Consider the following 23,227-nt stretch of genomic DNA (forward strand, 5'->3'; position numbering starts at 1 on the left):
GTTCATAATCCAAAATCCAGTCCGACGACAAATGATTTGGCCTGCGGATATACACCCCGGTCAATGCTGTAGCTGCTGCCGCCAATTTCCGGATCATATCCGCTGTAGCGGGTAAAGGTGATGAGGTTGTTGGCACCTACATACACCCGCAAATGATCCATACCCCAGCGGCTGATGAGCCGGGAAGGCAGGCGGTATCCGATTTGGATAGTTTTCACACGCAAATACGATCCGTCTGACAGATAGAAGGTGGAAGGATAGGTAAAGTTGTGATTGGGGTCGTTATCCACCAGCCGGGGGAAGCTGTTGGAAGTACCTGGCCCTGTCCAGCGTCCCAATGCGGCTTTCGTCCAGTTGGCCGTGGGGATATCGAGCCTTCTCAAGCCCTGGAAGATTTTATTGCCGGCCACACCCTGTCCAAACACCAGCACATCGAATTGTTTCCATTTGGCAGAAACGGTAAATCCAAAAGTCCAGTCGGGCGTAGGATTGCCAATGAAGGTGCGATCGCTGTCGTCGATGATGCCGTTGTGATTCAGGTCAGCCCATTTGAAATCGCCGGGTTTGGCGTTAGGCTGAATCTTGCCGCCGGTTTTCGGATCCACATAACTATCTACGTCAGCCTGCGTCTGGAAAATACCCAGGATTTTGAATCCATAAAACGATGCAATAGGATGGCCCACAGCCGTACGCGCAATCTCATAAGCGCTGGCCTGGAAAGTACCGGCCGTGAAAAAGCTGTTGTCGCCAATATTGGTAATGGTATTCTGCACATAGGATGCATTTCCATTGGCCTGCAGTTCCACCTGGCCGATGCGTTTGTGATAACCCAGTTCCAGTTCAAAACCCTGATCTTTCAAGCTGGCCACATTCCCGAAGGGCTCCCCGGATGCTCCCACATAACCCGGAATCTGAATCTGCAAAAGCATGCCGGTAGTTTTTTTGACATACCAGTCGAACGTCACATTGAAATCGTTCCACACCACGGCATCAAAGCCCAGGTTAAGCTGGCTGGTTTGTTCCCATTTCAGGTCCGGATTGGCCGGGGCGTTGGGACTGTAGCCCACCTGAATATGATCGTTGCCAAAAGGATAATTGCGCCCGCCACTCACCGTGGAAACATACTGGAAATCGCCAATGTTGTCATTACCGGTAATCCCATACGATCCACGAATCTTCAGGTAATTGACAATCCGATTTTCCGGCCAGAATGATTCCATGCTGGGAATCCAGCCCACGGATGCCGAGGGAAAGCGCCCATACTTGTTGTTGGTGCCAAAGCGGGAAGAACCATCCACCCGCAAAATGGCCGTGAGCAGATATTTGCCGGCATAATCATACACCACGCGTCCAAAATAAGAGCTAAGCCGATAGACTTGATTTTCATATCCATATCCGGGTCGATTGGCAATGCCATTGGTCACTTCGGGGAGATTGTAATTCATCGAAGCGTCTTGATAATTATTCACCGGCAGGCCTTTATATGTTACACCCAGCCCATTGGCTGTATTTTCCTGCGCACTGGTGCCCGCCAGCAAGGTGATATGGTGTTGATGAATCTGTCGGGTATAGGAAAGCGTATTTTCCCAGTTCCAGATCAGCCCCTGGTTTTGGGTACGATATAATTCCGGGCCGCCCAGGTGCGATACCGTGGGACTCAAATAATAGGTTGGCGTAAAGCTCTGATTGCCCCAGAAAGCCTGTTTGGCACCGATGCTGGTGCGGAAGGTAAGTCCTTCGATAGGTGTGATTTCAGCATACACATTGCCCACGATGTTATGCGACCAGCCATAGTTGCCCAATTGTGTTTGGATATAGGCCAACGGATTGGTCATTTCCTGACCCACGATGGAAGAGATACCATAAGGCCTGCCTTGTGGATCACGGATGATGTACTGAGCATAGGTGCTGTAAGGTGGGTTATTGGCCACTGTAGGGTCTGTGATTACGGCCGGGGTGATGGGATCCAGGTTGATGGCCGAACTGAGCGGGCCGCCGAATTCGCTGTTGGTATTCAGGCTGCCTTTGCTTTTGATGTAGGAATAGCCGAGGTTGTTGCCAAATTTCAGCCAGGCGTTAATCTGGTGAGCAGAATTAAACCGTACCGAAAAACGCTTGTATTCCGAAATCGGCGTGGCTACTACCCCTTCCTGATCGTAGTAATCAAATGAGGCGTAGTAGGTGGATTTCTGGTTGCCGCCGCTGATGCTGAGATCGTGGTTTTGCACCTTGGCATGGTTGTTAAAAATCAAGCTTTGCCAGTCGGTTCCTTTGCCCAGCGCTGCTGGATCGGGAAATACCAATCCTTTTCCGGCGGCCAGCGCCGATTCGTTGCGCAGAGTTGCATATTCTTCGGCGTCAAGCAAATGCAACTTGCGGGCTGGCGACTGAGTGCCGTAATAGCCGCTGTAATTCACCTTCATAGCTCCTGCTGCCCCTTTCTTGGTGGTAATCAAAATCACCCCGCTGGCTGCACGGGCTCCGTAAATGGCCGCTGAAGCTGCATCTTTCAACACTTCAATAGAGGCGATATCATTGGGATTCAGATAATCAATACCTCCAATGTCAATAGGCACGCCATCGACCACGTAAAGCGGATCGCTGTTGTTAATGGACGTAGTACCCCTGACACGCACGGTAGCCGGTGCGCCTGGCTGACCCGAACTGGCTGCAATGGTAAGTCCGGATGCTCGCCCCTGCAGCGATTGCTCGATGCGCGACATGGGCATATCCTGCAGCTCGGTGGAACGTACACTGGATATAGCTCCGGTAACCACGCTCTTTTTCTGGGTACCATATCCTACCACCACCAGTTCATTCAGGTTGCTGGCAATTTGCTGAAGCGTAACTACCAGCTCCTGTCCGCCTGCATACTCGCTTACCGGGATTTCGCGAGGTTGATATCCGACGTAGCTAAATACCAGCACAGCCTGCTGATTGGGCACTTCCAGGGCAAAGCGCCCCTGGGCATCGGTAATAGTGCCCACATTGGTGCCTTTTACTTTTACCGTTACGCCTGCCAACGGCTGCCCCTGGCTATCGCGCACGACTCCGGTGAGCCGTACCTCCTGAATATTAACATCCTGCGGAGCTATGACGATAAGCCTGTCCCCCACCAGGGTATAGGTAAGCCCCGTGCCTGCCAGCAGTTGGCTTACCACTTCGGTAATGCTTTGCTGGTGTACATCCAGGCTCACCCGCGGATGGTTCTGCAGCCAGGCATCGTTATACAGAAAACGATAACTGCTTTTCTTTTCAATCAGATGTAATGCCCTGGCAATATCAACATCCTGCAGGTGCAGGCTCACCATTTCCTGGGAATATACCCTGGCCGATGCTTGTATAGCCAGCAGCATCACCATCAAAACAGTCATCTTCATATGCAAGAAGTATTTTCGGAATACATGTCGTTGTCTTTCCAAATCCGACAACGCACGATTGCTTGTTGGTAAAGGAGATTTTTTCATAATTTTAATCGGTTTATTTGGTGAATAAATAAGCCCTTTCTTCTTCGCTGATCGTCGCAACCGGCACGAAGAAGATTGTCGAATTCACGGGAAATGCGCCGGCTCCTGCTTATCAGCCTGCCCCAAAAGCCGATGTATGTTTACCGGAGCTGTGTGCATTTCCTTTTTTGTCAACTTGAGTTAAATGTGATCATGGTACATGGGTTTGAGGGTTCATGAAAATATCTCAAGGTTTTTCAATCCAGATGGTGTCTTCGCGAATGTGATAATCAAATGGCGCTGTAATCTGCAGGGCTTTCAAAGCTTGTTCAATGTCTTCGTTTTCAAAACTGCCAGTAAGCTTATAACCGGCCACCACTTTGCTTTTGAGAATAATATGGACGTTGTACCAGCGTTCCAGCTGCTTTACCAGCTCATCAAACCGTTCACTCTGGAATACCAGTTTATTCACTTTCCAGGCTGTATCGGGAATCAGGCTTTCTTTGGGATCAGGTTTCACCTGAGTAAGTGCATAATTTTTGCCTTCGTTGTTTGGGGAAATGTTGGGATGAGCGGGCTGCCCGTTTACCGTCCAGCTATCATGGTAGAACGTGATGCGCTGGCTGGGTTTTAGGCGGATTTTTTCTTCCGGATGGCTGCGGCTGATGATTTCGATAGCGCCTTCAATCAATGTAGCTTCGGTTACCGGATCATCGGGATAGGCGCGTACATTGAAGGCCGTACCCAGATCGCGAATATCCAGATGCCGGGTATGAATGACCATAGGCTGATGAGGCCTATGCTGCACTTCAAAATACGCTTCCCCGGAAAGGGTAATCTCACGCAGAGAGGCCATATCAATATCCTTCCTGTAACGCATCTCACTGCCGGCATTGAGCCAGACTTGTGTACTGTCGGGCAGCACCACGTGGGCGCGGATACCATTAGGTGTTGAAACCGTTACCCACTCATCGGCTGTAGGTGTGTTGTGAAAGCTGATGGGGTTTTTCATCAACCAGATGGTTGCAATCACGCCACTGATCATGGCTGCAGCCATCATCACCCGCCACCCGATATGTTTGCGCGTCCCTTTTACCAGCCTTCCCTCTTCAGCTGCTTCAGCACCGTGGATAAGCTTTTGCTGACGGATATATTTTTCTTCCAGTTCTTTGGGGTGAATGGAAGCTGCTTCACCTTGCCACAACTGCAAAAACACCTGATAGCAATACATGGCATGCGGATCAGCCTTCAGCCATGCATCCAGCTGCCTGATCTCCTCTTCTGTAGCCTCACCGGTAAGCTTTCGGCTCATCAAAATCCAAAGCCTTTGTTCATCCGTTTCCATGAATGCCCTTTTCTTGTAAGAACAATCAGATTTCCCTTTACCCCTAAACCGGAAAAAATTTTTTTCTTTCTTCTATGCAATTCCCTGCGGGTAGCGGGTTGCGGGGAGATAAACAGAAATTGTTCGGCAGAAAAAAAGCAGATTTTATACTTTTGTAAGGCTTGTTTGACATCTTTTAAAATTTTCCTTATGGATATCTTCGAGAAGTTGTTGAAAAACAAAGGACCCATCGGACAACATTCCGATCGTGCTCATGGTTATTTTGCTTTTCCCAAGCTGGAAGGGCCCATTGGCAACCGCATGAAATTTCGTGGTAAAGAAAAAATCATCTGGAGTTTAAATAACTATCTCGGCCTGGCCAATCATCCGGAAGTACGTGAAACCGATGCCCGTGCTGCTGCTGAATATGGGCTGGCAGCTCCTATGGGTGCGCGCATGATGAGCGGAAATACCGATTATCATGAACAACTGGAAAAGGAACTTTCAGCATTTGTACAAAAAGAAGATACTTGCCTGCTGAATTATGGTTATCAAGGCATCATGAGTTCCATTGATGCGCTTTGCAATCGACATGACGTGATTGTATATGATGCCGAAAGCCATGCCTGCATCATTGATGGTGTGCGGCTGCATGCCGGTCACCGGTACGTGTTTAAACACAACGATGTGGAAGATTTGGAAAAACAACTGAAGCGGGCAACCGAAATGGTGAAAACCACGGGCGGCGGTATCCTGGTCATTACCGAGGGTGTGTTTGGCATGGCCGGCGATCAGGGAAAACTAAAAGAAATCATTGCCCTGAAGGAAAAATATCAGTTCCGCCTGCTGGTGGATGATGCGCATGGATTTGGAACCATGGGCAAAACAGGCGCCGGTACCGGCGAACATCAAGGCTGCCAGGATGGAATTGATCTGTACTTCTCCACCTTTGCCAAGTCTATGGCTTCCATCGGTGCATTCGTAAGCGGCGACAAACCTGTGATTGATTATCTGCGATACAATATCCGATCCCAGATTTTTGCAAAATCGCTGCCCTTGCCTATTGTCATCGGCAATCTGAAACGATTGGAATTATTGCGCAATCATCCGGAATTGCGGGAAAAACTGTGGAACAATGTGCGCAAGCTGCAGGAGGGATTGAAAAAAAATGGATTCGATATCGGACATACCAACTCGCCCGTTACGCCGGTTTATATGAAAGGCAGCATCCCAGAAGCCACTGCCATGCTGGTGGATCTGCGGGAAACTTATCATGTATTTTGCTCCATCGTGGTATATCCCGTTATACCCAAAGGACAGATTATTTACCGGCTTACGCCTACTGCCGTACATACAGATGAAGATATCGAACAAACCCTGCATGCTTTTGCAGAAGTAAAGAAAAAACTCGATGCACAAGCTTACCAGTTAAAAGAAATACCACTGGTGCAATAATCATCCGGCTTATAGCAGTTTATGGATTCCCTTTCATTGTCTGTTACACATGAAAGGGAATTTTTTTTACTATCATTTTCATCGGAAAAAATATTTGCAGACTCATCCAAATTTCCTGCTTGTAAAATTTCGGTTTCATTTCATTTTTATCCATAAATAAAATTTAAATTCCATTTTATGCTGTTATGATATTTTTTCGGTTTATCTGTTAACCCAATACAGATTGAGGTTACATCATGTACCAATGCATATACTCACTTATCATACATGCAATCGTTTTATCCCAAAGGCATATTTCATCTGTTTCACTTCCATCGTTTTGCTACAAATGCATGTGTAAAAAAGAGAGAAAACATGCATTTTGCATCCTTTTTGCAGAATTCTGCATGCATGCTGCATCATTGATTGCTTGCTGATTTTTCCTGAAAGAACCTTTTGTTTTATTTTACAGGTAAAAAGATTTGAAATCTTTATATCAGATTATCCTGAATGAATATTTTGAACCCGCTATGGGGCGGGCTGTCAGGGTTACGCTTGCTTTTGTGCTGCCGCTGATCGGGGGATTGCTGACTGGTCACATGGGTGAGGCTGTATGGATTGCGCTGACGGCACAACTTTTATCCAACGTACTAATTCCCGGCAGCTATCCGCTGAAAATCCTTATCCTGAGTGGAGCCACGCTTGCCGCTGCCATATGCGCCATGCTGGGCACGATGGCTGGACATCACTGGCTTGTTGCCACCCTGCTGATGATGGTACTGGCTTTTCTGGGTGGTTTTGTACGGCAGACGGGCAATTTCGGACCGGGCATTACCATATCCGTGCTGTTGCTGTATTTGCTTACGCTTGACCATCCCGGCAACCTACACACAGCATTGCATCTGTTTGCATGGGTAAGTACCGGTGGTTTGCTGGCCATTGGTTTCACGGTGCTGACCTGGGCATTTGTGCCTTTCAGTCCCTTTCGCAGGTCTGTAGCACTGGTATGGAAAGCATTGGCCGACTGGCTGCATGCTTTTTACGAACAACAATTACAGCCACATGCTGCTCAGCCAGAAGTACTCAACCCACTGGATGAACATGAATTATCCTTTCGGCAGGCGATGAATGATTCCATGGAGTGGCTGAGCCGTAAACAGGCACTGTCAAGGGCGCGGCTCTACAGAAACGTGTATCAGTTAGTTGAATTGCGACGCCTTGCTTCACAACTGGCTAACAGCCTTTCTGCTCTCCGCACCGCCGTTGAACCGTATCAACACGATGAACAGTTTCCCAGGGAAACATTTTCTTATTTGCTGGATAATCTGTCCCGAACGACCGAACGGCTTGCCATCAGCATCATTTCGCCGCGCAGGGAAAATATTTATCTTACTCATATTGGATTGGAACGAAGCCGCCACAGTGCAAACTTGTGGATAGAGCAACTCAATGCCATGCCCAATGCATCATCTTTCAAAATCACAGAAGCCATTCGTTCAATCGTAGATATCCTGTTTCATCAATTTGAAGAAGCTCTTCAAATACTGGATAGCTGGATTTCTCACCGAACAGATTTTACACTTTTTCTCCGCCAATTTATTACCAGTGCGTCCATTCCCCAAACCATACCCTGGGTTAGATTTCCGATGAGTTTTCAATCTTTTATTTTTCGATATGCACTTCGCCTTTCGCTGGCTATGGGCATTGGCGTGGCTATATACAAATATTTTCATATTCCTCACGGGTATTGGCTGGCCATGACTACCATGATTGTGCTGCAACCCGAATTTGGAGCTACCCTGCAAAAGGCTTTCCAGCGTGTGCAGGGCACGTTAGGTGGTGTGATCGTGGGTACGATGCTGTTGTGGCTGCACTTACCGCTGGTCATCAACCTGGGCATTGTGGCTCTTTGTTCTTTTCTGATGGCTTATTTCATTCAGCGCCGGTATGCCATAGCCGCTTTTTTCATCACTATTATGGTGATTGCCTTGTTTCATCTGCTGGAACCTGTCAACTGGCAGTTAGGCCTCATTCGCCTGCTGGTTACATTGGGCGGTTCAGCGCTGGCATTGCTGGGAGGTTATGCATTCTGGCCCTATTGGGAAAAATATCGCTTTCCCGCTCTTATACGCCAGGCCATTGCTGCCAACACTGCTTATCTTCAGTTCATAGCCAATGCGCTGGCAGGCCAACGCATCAGCTTTCAGCAACTCCTTCCCTATCGCCGCAAGGCTGAAATCAGCAACCAGAATGCATTTCTATCACTTCGCCGGATGCAGGAAGAACCCGAAATACACCAACAATTTTTACCAGATTATTTCATCATGTTGGGTCACCAGATACGCATCACCCGTTTGTTGAACACAATGGCATTACATATCCTGGAAACCAATCCAGTTGAGGAGCTCCACAGGTTAAAAAACCTATTTGATCAACTTCATCACATCATACAACAAACTCACGATACCCTGGCCAGTATGGATCAACCAACGGCTTCCCCCATGACCAGACAAACAGATGAATGGATGAAAACATGGAGATCATTATCCAAAGAGATATTGACTGACATTTCTTCACACATGCCCTGGTGGGTTACTTGGCTTGATCAACTCTACCGGGAAATCATTGGACTTTATGAAACAGTATGGAGGATAAAAGAAAAAAGCACTTAAACAGAACCATACTGTTTCAATGCTTGTTGCAATCGCTCCTGAATACGATTTTTCAAACGCTCGGGTGCAATCACTTGTGCATGCTGACCAAAAGAAAGGATTAGATTTTCCAGCTCATAGTTAAGAATCACCCGAATGCGCACTTCCATCCTGCCATCCGGAAGCCAACGCTTTTTCTGGGAAGGATGCAAGGGCTTGGTTTCTATATAAGGCGAGAATTCCTTGCTGAACACAATAATTACTTGTTCAGGCTTTTCATCCTCAGGCCAGGTTACCCCAATCAATTCTTCAAAATAAGCTTTCCAATCCTGATCGCGCCTGCGAAAAGAGATTTTGTCTTCGCGTTCAATGGATTTGATTCGATCCAGGGCTAAAACCCAATTCCAGACTTGCTGATTTTCATGATATCCCAGCACGAACCATCGGTAATTGTATTCTTTGATGCAATACGGATGAAAAATTATTTCCTCTGCAACCGATGTATGAAACCGTTGATAGCGGATTTTCAACACATGATGATTTAAGATAGCATCGGCAAGTTCATTCAGATATTCCAGTCCTGTTACATCTTCGTTGTGATCCAAAAAAATGTATGGCCGATCATCGGGTTTCGTTCCCCGAATGTTGGATTTAATTTCGGCAATCACTCTTCGTGTTGTATCGTCAAAAGCAGGCCCATATAAATGAGCGAGGGTGGAAAGCACTTGATCAATTTCTTGCATGGTTGCCTTCATAATACCCCATCTTATGGAAAAATTAGGTTCTGCATACCGGTAAAGGATTTCCCTCCCACTTTTGGTTTTTTTAAATTCAGCTCCAAACTCCGTTTCCAGGAAATTTAAATCATTGTATAACTGCCTGCGTTTAATAGTTGCAATCCCCTTCTCTTCTAACTTTTCATTTATTTTTTGCATCAATTCGCTAAAGGAGTGAGGCTTTTGACCCGATAATAACTGATCAAGAATCATGAACCTCAAATAAGCATTTTTGTTGATAGGCATAGTTAAGAAGTTTTAGTGCAAAGAATATGCACAAATATAAAGGGAAAAAGTGAAGGAAGAAGGAGATACCTGGCAAAATAAGCCATGGGAAATGATCAAAAACCTTTGGAAGCAGAGAATATAAAAGAACAGGAAGAAATCCTAAAATCCATAAAGGCAATTGCAAAAGATGCATTTGATAAATAAGACTTTATAACAACCTTCCAATCCTGCAGTACGAGGAAGAGAATCAATCGGGATGAGGTGAAATAACTTCGGTTATAAAATAACTGGAATTCGGTTACGCGCCTTAGCATTTCACAATTCGAGCCATCCGGTATGTACAATTACTTGTGTACAGATCTCACGTCAAAGTGATGCAGGAAATGATCATTGATTGGAAGTAGTCTCAATCCTTGTTGTAATGGATGTTCTTCAATGATGAAGTATGGGTAGATCGCATGCTCGACTACCCATATGTCTCAATCCTTGTTGTAATGGATGTACTTCAATGATAGGGTAAGAGAGAATAAACTTAATGCTATAAATGTGTCTCAATCCTTGTTGTAATGGATGTACTTCAATGATTTATGTAGAATGGCATGGAAGCCATCCTACCATAAAGTCTCAATCCTTGTTGTAATGGATGTACTTCAATGATCAATCTCTTTTTTAACCCATAGCACGGCTTGTGCATATAGAGTGCACTTATCCCTCGCCAGGCTCACTGCGCCTGACCCATCACCCTCGCTGATGCTAAATACTAAGACAGGTTACAGCTGGAATGAAAGCCTTGTGTCGCTGGTTCTATTGACCTTACAATTCCACTACCACAGCCGATTCAGATGCACCCAGTTGATGCAGGGCAGCTTTGATGTCGTGTACCATCTGATCAGGCCCACAGACATAAAAATGCTGATCGAAGTTTTTGATTTTTTGTTTCAGATAATCTGCATTTATTTCTCCATAATCATAACCAGGTACACGTTCCTGGGTAAGCGTATTGATGAAACGATCCCCTAACATGCGGCGAAATTCATCTTCCAGAATAATATCTGCTTTCGTTTTATTGGAAAAAATCAGCATGTTATTGCCTAATTTGCCATCGGTCTGCAATTGCCTGAGAATAGCTATGAAGGGTGTTACGCCTGCACCTCCGGCTATAAAAACACCTTCTCCTTTGTATTGAATGGCGCCCCATACATCGTGCAATATCAGCTCATCGCCAGGTTGCAGGCTATCAAGCTGATGGGTAACGCCCGGATGATCATGATAGCTTTTAATGGTAAATTCCAGAAAGTCCCAGCTGTTTAAACTGGTAAAAGTGAAAGGCCTTCGTTCCTGTTCCCATCCGGGCTTATGGATGGCCACCTCTGTTGCCTGTCCGGGTACAAACTGGTAGCCGGCAGGTTTTTCTACACGATAATGCTTGACATTGTGTGTAACACGCTGAATAGAGAGAATTTTGACGATATGTTCTTCCATGATGCTTAATTTTGAATAATAAAGATAATTATTCTATGCTGTGATGCCAACAACAAACAGCAAAAATTGTTTTGATACGAAGCTTTTTAAAAAATGTGAATCATGGCAGAAAAAATTACAATGGTAAATGGCAAACTTCAGGTGCCCGATGAGCCCATCATTCCATACATTGAGGGCGACGGCATAGGTCCGGATATCTGGAAAGCTACTGTGCGGGTGATCAATGCAGCGGTGGAAAAAACATATCATGGCAAAAGAAAAATTCAATGGAAAGAAATACTGGCTGGTGAAAAAGCCTATCATGCCACAGGTGAATGGCTGCCACAGGAAACCATTGATGCCTGCAAACAATATTTAGTTGCTATCAAAGGACCTCTTACCACTCCCGTGGGGGAAGGTTTTCGTTCATTAAACGTAACGCTCAGACAGGAGCTCGATTTGTATGCTTGCGTGCGCCCGGTGAAATGGTATTCAAATGTACCCTCTCCGCTTGTTCATCCGGAAAAAGTGAACATGGTAATCTTCCGCGAAAACACGGAAGATGTATATGCCGGTATTGAATACCGGGCTCATTCGCCAGAAGCCGGACGATTGATACAATTTCTGGAAAAGGAATTGCAGGCTCCATCTCTTAGCCATGATACAGCCCTGGGCATTAAAATTATTTCCGAACATGGCTCCAAACGATTGGTGCGTGCAGCCATTCAATATGCACTCAGGCATCGCTTGCCATCGGTAACATTGGTGCACAAAGGCAATATCATGAAATACACAGAAGGGGCTTTTCGGCAATGGGGTTATGAATTAGCCGAACAAGAATTTGCAGAGCATACATTTACCTGGTTGCAATATGAACGCATCAAAAAAGAACGAAACCACGAAGCAGCTGATCAGGCCATGAAGATAGCTGCTGCACAGGGCAAGGTGATCGTCAAGGATATCATTGCTGATAATTTTTTGCAACAATTGCTGTTAAACCCACAAGAGTTTTCGGTAATTGCCACAATGAATTTGAATGGTGATTACATAAGCGATGCGGCGGCTGCAGCTGTGGGAGGCATAGGCATTGCACCCGGTGCCAATATCAATTACGAAACAGGTCATGCCATTTTTGAAGCTACCCATGGTACAGCTCCCCAATTTGCAAATACCGATAGCATGAATCCATCATCCTTGATATTGAGTGCGGTGATGATGCTGGAATATATGGGCTGGAATGAAGCTGCACGAGCTATTGTCCGTGGCCTTTCTACAGCGATCATGCGGAAAAAGGTAACAATCGACTTTTACAAACAGATGTCTGACGCCACACTGGTGCATACCAGTGAATTTGCAACAGAAATCATCCGCCACCTCGATGATACCCGGCTGCAAGGCATGATTCCGTCATGACACTAAGTCTTTACACATACATAACACAACCATGCACGCATAACCGTTCTCCTGCTTTCAACCAAGCCAGGAAAAAAATGATGGATAACAAAGCCGAAAATGTTCGGGTTGAAAACGGCTATCGCTGTGAAAGAGCATGCCTAAGAAAAACAAATCAATACTAAGGTTTACTCGCTGATCCCTGCATAATGTTTCCCATGCTTTTGCCATGTCCCGGCTCCAGTGAATATCGTCTATTACAATACAGGAATCATTATGCAAATAAGGTAAAAAAGCCTGCACATAATTAAGAGTTGTATCATACCGATGATCTCCATCCACAAACAACAGAAACGGTTGCTGCAGCTGGGAGAGAATGACAGGAATAGCTTCTTCAAATGTGCTTTGTATGAGTTGGATATGATGAAGCCGGAGTTGTTGAAAATTTTTCGTTGCTTCCTGTGCAATAGATTCACTGCCTTCAACTGTGATCACGCGGGCCTGCGGAGCAGCCTTGGCCAGATAGGCTGTGGTAATGCCCAGCGAAGTGCCCAGCTCTATCACCATCGCCGGTTGCAGCATCCGGCAAAGCTGAAACAATACACGAGCCAGTACAGGCGGCTTGGCTGCATGACGGGCAATGGATTGGATGGAACGAATATCCCGTTTGTGTATGTGTGAACCAGCCCCATAATCCTGAATCCGGATCGTGCGACGATCATGCAAAAGTTGCTTGCGGAGCTTTTCTATGGGAATACAAGATGGATCAAAAGCCGGATGGCGCAAAGCTTTTTCAATGAGTTCATACACCCATGGAGAATGAACCTGGTAGCGCGATTTAGCATGCAATAAGTGCTGAAAATATTGCCAGTAAAAACTCAATCGCATAAACTAAAACATAAACCTGCAGCAAGTTGAGTTATTTTTCTTTAATAAATGGCACGTCTGGCAATATTTTAATTTGATGTACCCTGAATAGAAAATCAACAACGGTTTTTGAATATGCTTGAATATCACCCCTGAGCACTGTGAAGGATATGCTGAACCCTCGGGTAGGCTGAAATAGGCATACAATAAAATGGATTATCCTGTAGCTGCATATCGATAAAACACCCGGATCAAAAGAGCTTATTCAGGGCATCCACATAAGCACGTACGGTAGCTGCTACAATATCTGTGGAATAGCCATATCCATAACAGGTTTTACCCTGATAGCTTACCGTCATATTCACCTTGCTCACATCTTCACTGCCGCCATGAATGGCCTGAATGCTGAGCTCTTCTATATTCACATGATCCTGAATAATCTGTTCAATAGCCTTCACAGCTGCATCCACGGGGCCATTGCCTGTGGCTGTGGCTGATTTTTCTTCTCCCTTTACCCGCAATTTTACCGTTGCCATCGGTTGCAAGGGTTCACCACACATCACCTGTAGCAGCTCAATATGCAACGCATTGTCTTGAAAATGTTCATCCACATGATGGCCCATCAACCATTGCAGGTCCTGATCATCCACTTCTTTTTTCCGATCGGCCAATTCCAGAAACCGCTGATACACTTCGTCCAGATTCAGCTTATCAATCTGATATCCCAACCTTTCCAGCCGATGTTTCAACGCATGGCGGCCACTTCGGGCGGTGAGAATAATGGCATTGGAAGGAATACCAACATCTTCCGGATTGATGATCTCATAATTTTCCCGATGCTTCAATACACCATCCTGATGGATGCCTGAGCTATGGGCAAATGCATTGCGGCCCACAATGGCTTTGTTGGGCTGCACAGGCATGCGCATCATGCGCGACACCATGTTGCTGATGTTGTAAAACTTCTTTGTCTGGATTTGGGTGTACAATCCCAGGGTTTGCTGATGGGTTTTGAGAATCATTACCACTTCTTCCATGGAAGTATTGCCTGCGCGCTCCCCTACCCCGTTGATGGTACATTCCACCTGACGGGCACCCGCCTGCAAGCCCGCAATGGAATTGGCTGTAGCTAATCCCAAATCATCATGGCAATGCACGGAAATAATAGCCCGATCTATGTTGGGAACATGTTCCTTGAGATACCGAATTTTGGCTGCATACTGCTCGGGCAAGCAATATCCGTTGGTATCCGGGATATTGACCACTGTGGCACCAGCAGCTATGACGGCTTCAATCATGCGAGCCAGGTATTCCACATCGGCACGGCCGGCATCTTCGGCATAAAACTCCACATCATCCACAAAACGCCGCGCATATTTCACGGCATCCACGGCCCGTTGCAGGATTTCTTCGCGGGTGCTGTTGAATTTATACCGGATATGAATATCCGAAGCGCCGATACCGGTGTGAATGCGAGCCCGCTTGGCAAAACGCAAAGCTTCAGCTGCTGCATCAATATCCTTGGTGTTGGCCCGCGTCAATGCACAAATCACGGGCTCACGTACGACTTTGGAAATTTCTACCACACTCTGAAAATCGCCAGGGCTCGAAATGGGAAAACCCGCTTCAATTACATCTACGCCCAATGCTTCCAGTTCCTTGGCAATTTCAATCTTCTCGGGAGTAGTGAGCTGGCAACCTGGCACCTGTTCGCCATCCCGCAGCGTGGTATCGAATACGTACACTCGGTTTTGTTCATTCATGTTACGAAGCTTTTGTCAGAAACACCATCATCAGGAATAAGCAAGCTGTTGAATAATCTGTTGGCCCATGCCATCGGTACCCACAATCATGCTGTTTTCTGTATGTTTATCTGCGATATCAACTGTCCGGTAACCTTTTTTCAATACCTGCTCCACGGCTCTCAGCACGGCATCGGCTTCTTCTTGCATCTGAAAGCCTATCTGCAGCATCAGCGCAGCTGATAAAATAGACGCCAATGGATTGGCCAGACCTTTGCCGGCAATATCGGGTGCAGAGCCATGAATGGGTTCATACAAACCCGTACCATCGCCCACCGATGCGGAAGCCAGCATGCCCATGGATCCGGCAATCTGCGAGGCTTCATCGGTAAGGATATCGCCAAACAAATTGGCCGTCAGGATCACATCAAACTGCAGCGGATCCCGGATGAGCTGCATGGCGGCATTGTCCACAAACATGTGGCTGCATTGCACATCCGGATAGTCGGCTGCCACCCGCTGTACAACCGCACGCCACAGGCGCGATGATTCCAGCACATTGGCCTTATCAACCGAACACAGCTTTTTTCTGCGAAGCCGGGCAGCTTCAAAAGCTTTGCGGGCAATGCGTTCTACTTCATACGCATGATAAATCATCAGATCGGAAGCCCAACTGCCATCATCGGCTTTTTTCTTTTCACCGAAATACACATCACCCGTCAGCTCCCGAAAAAACAATATATCGGCCCCTTTCAATACTTCAGGCTTGATGCTCGAAGCAGACAACAGTTCATCAAAGAGCTTAATGGGACGCAGGTTGGCATACAAACCCAGTTCCTTGCGAATGCGCAACAGTCCTTGCTCAGGCCGTACCTTCAGACTGGGATCCTGATCATATTTCGGATGACCAATCGCACCAAACAAAATGGCATCACTCTTTCTGGCCTTTTCCAACGTATCGTCGGGCAAAGGATTGCCGGTGGCTTCAATGGCTGCATGTCCCATCAAACCTTCATCAAAAACAAACTCATGTCCATATTTTTCGGCGACGGCTTCCAATACCCGTTTGCCCCATCGCGTTACCTCCGGACCTATGCCATCACCGCCAATCACCAGAATTTTTTTGCTTATCTTGTCCCGTTTTGCCATACCTGAATCATATCATGTATTGAACCTGTAATATTTAAACCCGCTCATGGCTTTGCTCATAAGCCCGAATCACTTCGTCCAGACTCAGCAAATAATCAATATCGTCGTAGCTGTTGAGCAAACATTCTTTTTTGTAGGGATTGATATCAAAACGTTCTTCCTCGCCTGTAGCCAATATTCGAATGTACTGGCCGGGAAGATCAACCTCAATCTCTGTTTTGGGATTCTGCTGAATAACCTGAAACAACTGCTGTAAAAAAACATCGGAAACCTGTACCGGCAGCAGGAAATTATTCAACGCATTGTTTTTAAAGATATCGGCAAAAAAACTGCTCACCACCACCTGAAAGCCATAATCCGCCAATGCCCAGGCCGCATGTTCACGCGAAGAACCACAACCAAAATTTTTACCGGCTACCAGAATGCAACCTCCGTAAACAGGATTGTTCAGCACAAAATCTTTTTTCGGTCGGGATTCATCATCGTTTTCATAGCGCCAGTCGCGAAACAGATTTTTGCCAAAACCTTCGCGGGTAGTGGCTTTCAGGAAACGAGCCGGAATAATTTGATCGGTGTCAATATTTTCAATGGGTAATGGAACAGCTGTGGAAACAATATGTTGAATGGTACGTTTGCTCATGTGTGATAGATTTTGGGATTACAGAAATTCGCGTACATCCACGATTTTACCGGTAATGGCTGCTGCTGCTGCCGTGAGTGGGCTGGCGAGAAAAGTACGGGCCTGCGGCCCCTGTCGGCCTTCAAAATTGCGGTTGGAAGTGGACACGCAATATTTTCCGGGTGGAATTTTATCTTCATTCATGCCCAGGCAGGCCGAGCATCCCGGACCACGCAACTGAAAGCCGGCTTCTTCAAAGATGCGGTCGATTCCTTCCTTCCGCGCCTGCGCCTCTACCTGCTTTGAACCGGGCACAACCCATACTTCCACGTTGGGAGCCTTCTTTTTGCCTTTCACAAAATTGGCTACCATGCGCAGATCTTCAATTCTTGAATTGGTGCAGCTGCCAATGAAAACATAATCCACCGGCTGATTGAGCAGGCGAGTGCCCGGCTGCAGCCCCATGTAGTGCAAAGCTCGTTCAAACGAGGCTCTTTCTTTTTCAGCAACCTGGACGGGCGTGGGAATCGTTTCGGTGATTTTGATACCCATGCCCGGGTTGGTACCATAAGTAATCATGGGTTCGATATCGGCTGCATCAAAATGCAATTTCTTGTCAAACACGGCGTCCGGATCGGAATACAGCGTTTTCCAGTAGGCCAACGCCCGTTCCCAGTCGGCCCCTTTCGGCGCAAAACGCCGCCCCTGAATATAGGCAAAGGTGGTTTCGTCAGGAGCTATCATACCGCCACGGGCTCCCATTTCAATGCTCATATTGCAAATGGTCATGCGCGCTTCCATACTCAGGCTACGAATCGTTGAACCGGCATATTCCACAAAATAACCCGTGGCGCCTGATGCTGAAATCCGGGAAATGATGTACAGGATGATATCTTTGGAAACCACGCCTTTTTTCAACTGACCATCAATGGTGATGCGCATTTTGCGTGGTTTATACTGCAAAATGCATTGAGTAGCCAGTACTTGCTCCACTTCAGAAGTGCCAATCCCAAAAGCAATAGTGCCAAAAGCGCCATGGGTGGATGTATGGCTGTCACCACATACAATGGTCATGCCTGGTTGCGTGATGCCCAGCTCTGGTCCGATCACATGCACAATGCCCTGAAAAGGATGCCCCAGGCCGTATAATTCAATGCCAAATTCTTCACAATTTCGCGTCAACATTTCCACCTGCCGGCGCGAGAGTTCTTCGCGAATGGGCAAATGCTGATTCAGGGTGGGCACATTGTGATCAGCCGTAGCAAACGTACGATCGGGCCTGCGCACACGAATCCCGCGACGACGAAGCCCATCGAAAGCTTGCGGACTCGTCACTTCATGAATAAAATGCGTGTCGATATACAATACATCGGGATGCCCTTCTTTGCGCTGCACCACATGCGCATCCCAGATTTTATCGAACAAGGTTTTTCCCATAACCTCCTGCCTTTTACTAAAACAAAACAAGTATTCTCCTGCAAGTTCAAACCTACAATGCCCGCCGGGTATGCCGGAATTTGATTTGTGCGAAATTACGATATTTACATTTTGCAATAAAAAATCAAATTATTGATTATCAACAAGATGTAAAACATTCTCTCCGATGCCTAACCAGATAAACGACGCCCTATTCCAGCTGATCAAAACCCTTACCAAGGCTGAGAAACGCTATTTTCAGCTGTATCTCAAAAGCCGGAAAACAAAGGAAGATTTGTTGTTTGTGAAATTGTTCGATGTGCTGGATAAAATGCAACACTATGATGAACGGGTGATTTTGCAGAAGATTCCAACCATTCGCAAATCGCAATTATCCAATTTAAAAGCACATTTATACAAACATTTGCTTACCAGCCTGCGATTGCTGTACAAACAAAAAGATCCTTTGCTGGAATTGCGCGAGCAATACGATTTCGCCAGGGTATTGTTTGATAAGGGATTGTACCAGCAAAGCTTAAAAATGCTGAACAAGGTAAAAGAGCAAGCCCGCAAGCGCCATGAATTGCTGCTCTGGCAGGAAGTGCTGGAATTTGAAAAAGTTATTGAATCCAGGCATATCATGCATGATATTGAACATCGGGCTGCACGCCTGCGCGATGAGTCTAATCAGCTCAGCAAGCAGATTGCCAACCTCAGTTATCTGTCGAACCTGGCTTTGCAGATTTATGGACTTTATTTGCGGATTGGCCATGCCCGTAATGAACATGATGCCCGTACATTGAGCGATTTTTTTCAGGCTGCTACTCGCCATATCGATCCATCCCGGCTGAGCCTGTATGAACAACTGTATTATTATCAGGCCTATAGCTGGTATTATTATACGCTGCAAGATTTTATTCATTATTTCAGATATGCACAAAAGTGGGTGGACATCTTCCATCAACATCCCGCCCTGCTGGAAACCGATATGGGACTATATCTGAAAGGGATGAACAATTTGCTGAATGCTCATTTTTACAACAACTATTATGAACGATATGTAACGGATCTCGAAAAGCTGGAACAAGTGATTACAACATATCAATCCCAATTTGATGATAATACGCTTACTTCTGCTTTTGCCTATTTATATACTGCTCGCATCAACAAACATTTTCTGGAGGGCACTTTTACCGAAGGTCTTAAATGGGTTCCTGAAATCATTCAGGGCATTGAACAATATCACGACAGGCTGGATCAGCATCGCATCATGGTGTTTTATTACAAAATTGCCTGCCTGTATTTTGGAAGTGGTGACAATGAAAATACAATAGTATATCTCAATAAAATTATTCACCTGAAAGTGGGCGATTTGCATGCTGATTTGCAGTGCTTTGCACGCATTCTGCATCTGATTGCGCATTATGAACTGGAGAATTATACATTGGTGGAATATCTTGTGAAATCTGTATATCATTTCATTGCCAAAAACAAAGACCTGAGCGAAGTGATGCAGGAAATTATTCGTTTCCTGCGTAAAAATGTATATGCCCATCCCAGGGAACTCAAGCAGGCTTTTGCAGAGCTAAAAGATCGTTTGCTTGCCATCTCTAAAAATCCGTATGAGAAACGTTCGTTTCTTTATCTGGATATTATTTCCTGGCTGGAGAGTAAAATCACCGGGCAAACCGTGCAGGATATCATTCGTGAAAAATTCATCAAACGGATTCCCAGATATTAGTTTTTACTTTCTGATTATTCTTCGATACCCAATTGCCTCCTGCCTTCATCGGTCATCATACTGAAATCCCACGGAGGCTCCCAAACAATATTGACTTCAATTTTTCTATCCGGAAAAAGAGGTGCCAGTACATGATGAATACCCGCTTCAATAGCTTCGCCCAGGGGGCAATGAGGTGTGGAGAAAGTCATCGTAATCACCAGCCGATCGGACTGTGAAAAATCAAGATCATACACCAAACCCAAATCAATAATATTCACAAACAACTCCGGATCTATGACCTGATGCAGGGCATCAATGGCCAACATTTTCTCGTTGAAGTGGGGATCTTGTATGGACAATTCCAGCATGTTCGGGAATTTGTACGCGATGAAACAAAATCTGTATTACATTCCACCCATAGCATAAACTCATACCCAGCCAACACAAACTACCTGCATAATCCAGCACACGATTCTGCAACAATACACCTGCAAACAACAACAGCAATGATGCAAGGTATAATCTAAACTGCCATTGCAGTCGCCATTCTGCATACAGCTGCCTGGGCAGGGGCACTTTAAACTTACCGTTCCATTGTTTGTATCGGTCATTCCACACAATAAAGGGCAAGGTTTTGAATGTTTGACCTAAAATTAAACTGCTTACCCAACCCATCAGCAACAGCATGCCATATATCATGCTCCATTGATGATCACGATCATACACAACAGGAATAGAAGTTATGGCAAATACCAAAAATAAAAATGACAATACACTATGTTTCATTTGCAAATCAAGTGGTTTTCTGACCCGATGCTGATAAGCATCATACAAATAAGCCAGATGAAAAACAATGCCTGCAACCACCAGTGCTACACTGATCCAGATCCATGCATGAATGCCTGTCAGCCAGGATAGCACCACAAATGACAACAAACCGATATTCTGCAACACAAATGCCCGGTTAAGCAAATAGGATTTTTTTGATTTGCCTAACAAAAACATGGGAATCAACTGGGTACTCACACCCGTAATCAGCTGCAAAAACCATCCAGCCATGCCTACATGAGCGTGAATCTTCAACCAGGTTGGTATGGGAACGCGCGACACGGGATGCACAAACTGTAAGGCTGTCCACCATCCCAATGTAGTGGTGAATACAAACCAACATGCTGCAGAAATCATAAAACATTTGCGAATATGATGCCTGTCACAATGCCCACCAGTAGCCCATACATTAATCAGATACATAACACTTGCTATCCATATCAAACTTCCTCCGGAAAGCATCCACCAACCGGGATGAAACCACCAGAAAGAACTAATCAGCAACAAAGCACCGGCAAATACACAACAGAAACTGAACAGCGATAAACGACTGCTGAACAAATCATGTTCACATATTACCGGCAACAGCTGATAAGTGGCGCCCATCATAATCATGCTTGCCCATCCCACGGTAAACATGTGTACCAATGCCACGATATGTGGTGCAGCATAATGTCCGTTTAATTCAGGCACTACCCATAATAAAGCCAAAGCGATGCACAGCAAAAAGAAAGCACCACCTGCATAAAAAGGCAATACGGCATAATTCCTGGGTGCTTTTCCTATGTTGATATCAGCCATTTTTAGCTATTTGCACAATCAGCAACCACACTTCCGTTTCAGAAATTTTATAAATGTACGTACGATAATGTGCATCATGCAATTCTTCCAGCAAATACACCGGTACCCGCTTGTGCTGTACCAGCAAGGCATCCCCGGGCTTCAGGTCAGGTAATGCAGCCAGAATTGTTTGCATCGGTTGTGGCATCTCCAGTGCGCGCACGTCAAGAAACCGACGTTTATGTTCCGGATATTGCTGCAATAATTCTTCCCATTTCTGTTGATTGCAGTAGATTACAGCCGGTGTGTCATCATCCGTTTGCAACAGATCAACAGATGCTGATGCGGGTTTCAGAAAATAGGTGTAAAACAAATCCTGCGATTTGGCAATGGTGTGTGACTCTGCTCCTTTCTTGCCTAAAAGCTGGATGAGAGGCACAGGCTCAAAAGTGTTGATGATGCATAAGATGCCGCCTGGTTGTATTTTTTCATATGCTTTTAAAATATCCTGCAAAGGATCTTTTCCCTGTTGCAGTGTTTCACGCACATCCATGTGCACAACCTGCTGTTCCTGTATCTGTTTAAGCCAAGGCGGTATATCATGCAACGATGGCTCTATTCTGATCTCCTGATCATCCACCCATTGAAAACCCATTTTTTCCAATGCCTCACGAAAGGCTTCAACCGAACAGCCTCCCATGGCAGCTGCATCGGCTACAGTTACGCGGGAAGCAAACAGTTTTCTCAACAAGGGATTTTTTAATTTCTCAAGGGGTTTTGCCAATCCCGCTATTACATTAATCGCTTCAGGCTTCTCTCGAATAATAGAAGCAATGCGGGTTCTTGCATGTACAACCATGGTTTTAAGTTTTCACAGTTCTTACACTGCATTACCAGAATACATCAGCATAATCATCATGCACGGATTGCTGGTGAAGATCTGCAATGGGATGGCTAACCTCGGCAAGAAACTGAGCGGGCAATATATTCTCCAGATGCGGGAACAAAACATCTTCTTCATAATGAATATGTGCCATCAGCAAATCAATCAGCTTCAGATATGCTTCCTTTTCCCGCTGCTGCTGATAAAAAATCTTTCTGATCTGCCGGCGAATCTGATTATGTTCCTGATAACCTCTTGTGGATAATTCATCGTGTATTCTGCCAAACAACAAATTCTCTTCTTCACTCAGATGCTCGCGTAAATGATTGAACCAGAAATAACGGACATATTGCCATAAGCGATGAAGATCCACATTTTTTTTAATTCCCTGTTTCAATCGCCAGCAAAACATCAGGTCATAATGATGATCCCTGCCCAGGGAAGCCATCGTACCATCGCGATGCACCATAACTTTCTTTTTCATATGCAACGGTTTAGAGGCAATGTT

General features: G+C 45.7%; 17 protein-coding genes. 4 read left to right on the forward strand and 13 right to left on the reverse strand.

Features of this window, described 5'->3' with window-relative positions; translation table 11 throughout:
- Positions 1-2: 2 nt before the first annotated feature.
- Together BM367_RS00685 and BM367_RS00690 are read right to left on the reverse strand one after the other, a co-directional pair.
- A complete protein-coding gene (locus BM367_RS00685; protein WP_092456301.1) occupies positions 3-3,380 on the reverse strand; it encodes a TonB-dependent receptor in 3,378 nt (1,125 codons plus the stop codon).
- Between the two features lie 313 nt (positions 3,381-3,693).
- Positions 3,694-4,791 carry a FecR family protein gene (locus tag BM367_RS00690; protein ID WP_092456304.1) on the reverse strand — a complete coding sequence of 366 codons (1,098 nt, stop codon included), beginning with the start codon at positions 4,789-4,791 and terminating at the stop codon, positions 3,694-3,696.
- 189 nt (positions 4,792-4,980) lie between these two features.
- Here BM367_RS00690 and BM367_RS00695 point away from each other — a divergent pair, with 189 nt between their 5' ends.
- Together BM367_RS00695 and BM367_RS00700 are read left to right on the forward strand one after the other, a co-directional pair.
- The gene (locus BM367_RS00695; protein ID WP_092456307.1) at positions 4,981-6,225 is read left to right on the forward strand and encodes an aminotransferase class I/II-fold pyridoxal phosphate-dependent enzyme; all 1,245 of its coding nucleotides are present in this window, start codon (positions 4,981-4,983) and stop codon (positions 6,223-6,225) included.
- Positions 6,226-6,686: 461 nt separating this feature from the next.
- Positions 6,687-8,876 carry an FUSC family protein gene (locus BM367_RS00700; RefSeq protein ID WP_092456310.1) on the forward strand — a complete coding sequence of 730 codons (2,190 nt, stop codon included), beginning with the start codon at positions 6,687-6,689 and terminating at the stop codon, positions 8,874-8,876.
- On the opposite strand, the gene BM367_RS00705 is transcribed toward BM367_RS00700, so the two are convergent.
- Both BM367_RS00705 and BM367_RS00710 read right to left on the reverse strand, forming a co-directional pair.
- Complete coding sequence (locus tag BM367_RS00705) at positions 8,873-9,610, reverse strand: helix-turn-helix transcriptional regulator (RefSeq protein ID WP_177224051.1); 738 nt, start codon at positions 9,608-9,610, stop codon at positions 8,873-8,875. The genes BM367_RS00700 and BM367_RS00705 overlap by 4 nt on opposite strands.
- Before the next feature lie 1,062 nt (positions 9,611-10,672).
- Positions 10,673-11,341, reverse strand: coding sequence for an FAD-binding oxidoreductase (locus tag BM367_RS00710; RefSeq protein ID WP_092456317.1), 669 nt, complete (start codon positions 11,339-11,341; stop codon positions 10,673-10,675).
- Between the two features lie 102 nt (positions 11,342-11,443).
- On the opposite strand from BM367_RS00710, the gene icd reads away from it, so the two are divergent.
- Positions 11,444-12,733: an NADP-dependent isocitrate dehydrogenase gene (gene icd / locus BM367_RS00715; RefSeq protein WP_092456320.1), complete on the forward strand. Its 1,290-nt coding sequence runs from the start codon at positions 11,444-11,446 to the stop codon at positions 12,731-12,733.
- Positions 12,734-12,790: 57 nt separating this feature from the next.
- Here the strand turns inward: icd and BM367_RS00720 are convergent, their stop codons facing one another.
- The 5 genes from BM367_RS00720 to leuC form a co-directional block, all read right to left on the reverse strand.
- Positions 12,791-13,600, reverse strand: a complete 810-nt coding sequence (locus BM367_RS00720; RefSeq protein ID WP_092456323.1) for an O-methyltransferase — start codon at positions 13,598-13,600, stop codon at positions 12,791-12,793.
- 230 nt (positions 13,601-13,830) lie between these two features.
- Complete coding sequence (locus tag BM367_RS00725; RefSeq protein ID WP_092456325.1) at positions 13,831-15,342, reverse strand: 2-isopropylmalate synthase; 1,512 nt, start codon at positions 15,340-15,342, stop codon at positions 13,831-13,833.
- A 30-nt stretch (positions 15,343-15,372) separates the two neighbouring features.
- Entirely contained in the window at positions 15,373-16,470 is a 1,098-nt protein-coding gene (gene leuB, locus BM367_RS00730) for a 3-isopropylmalate dehydrogenase (protein ID WP_222842545.1), read from the reverse strand.
- Between the two features lie 34 nt (positions 16,471-16,504).
- Positions 16,505-17,110 carry a 3-isopropylmalate dehydratase small subunit gene (gene leuD, locus BM367_RS00735; protein ID WP_092456330.1) on the reverse strand — a complete coding sequence of 202 codons (606 nt, stop codon included), beginning with the start codon at positions 17,108-17,110 and terminating at the stop codon, positions 16,505-16,507.
- An 18-nt stretch (positions 17,111-17,128) separates the two neighbouring features.
- Complete coding sequence (gene leuC, locus BM367_RS00740) at positions 17,129-18,526, reverse strand: 3-isopropylmalate dehydratase large subunit (protein WP_092456333.1); 1,398 nt, start codon at positions 18,524-18,526, stop codon at positions 17,129-17,131.
- 166 nt (positions 18,527-18,692) lie between these two features.
- Here leuC and BM367_RS00745 point away from each other — a divergent pair, with 166 nt between their 5' ends.
- Positions 18,693-20,246 (forward strand): hypothetical protein, encoded by a 1,554-nt coding sequence (locus BM367_RS00745; RefSeq protein WP_092456336.1) that lies wholly within the window; start codon positions 18,693-18,695, stop codon positions 20,244-20,246.
- A 14-nt stretch (positions 20,247-20,260) separates the two neighbouring features.
- Here the strand turns inward: BM367_RS00745 and BM367_RS00750 are convergent, their stop codons facing one another.
- From BM367_RS00750 to BM367_RS00765, 4 genes are read right to left on the reverse strand one after another with little or no spacing between them, the layout of a single operon-like run.
- Entirely contained in the window at positions 20,261-20,554 is a 294-nt protein-coding gene (locus BM367_RS00750; RefSeq protein WP_222842546.1) for a metal-sulfur cluster assembly factor, read from the reverse strand.
- Entirely contained in the window at positions 20,541-21,857 is a 1,317-nt protein-coding gene (locus BM367_RS00755) for a heme-copper oxidase family protein (protein WP_092456339.1), read from the reverse strand. Before BM367_RS00755 ends, BM367_RS00750 begins: the two co-directional genes overlap by 14 nt.
- Complete coding sequence (locus BM367_RS00760; RefSeq protein WP_092456342.1) at positions 21,850-22,695, reverse strand: DUF2249 domain-containing protein; 846 nt, start codon at positions 22,693-22,695, stop codon at positions 21,850-21,852. Before BM367_RS00760 ends, BM367_RS00755 begins: the two co-directional genes overlap by 8 nt.
- Positions 22,696-22,726: 31 nt before the next feature.
- Complete coding sequence (locus tag BM367_RS00765) at positions 22,727-23,203, reverse strand: hemerythrin domain-containing protein (RefSeq protein ID WP_092456345.1); 477 nt, start codon at positions 23,201-23,203, stop codon at positions 22,727-22,729.
- Positions 23,204-23,227 lie beyond the last annotated feature (24 nt).

Source organism: Thermoflavifilum thermophilum, assembly GCF_900116565.1.
In the GTDB taxonomy this organism is placed as follows: Bacteria; Bacteroidota; Bacteroidia; order Chitinophagales; family Chitinophagaceae; genus Thermoflavifilum; species Thermoflavifilum thermophilum.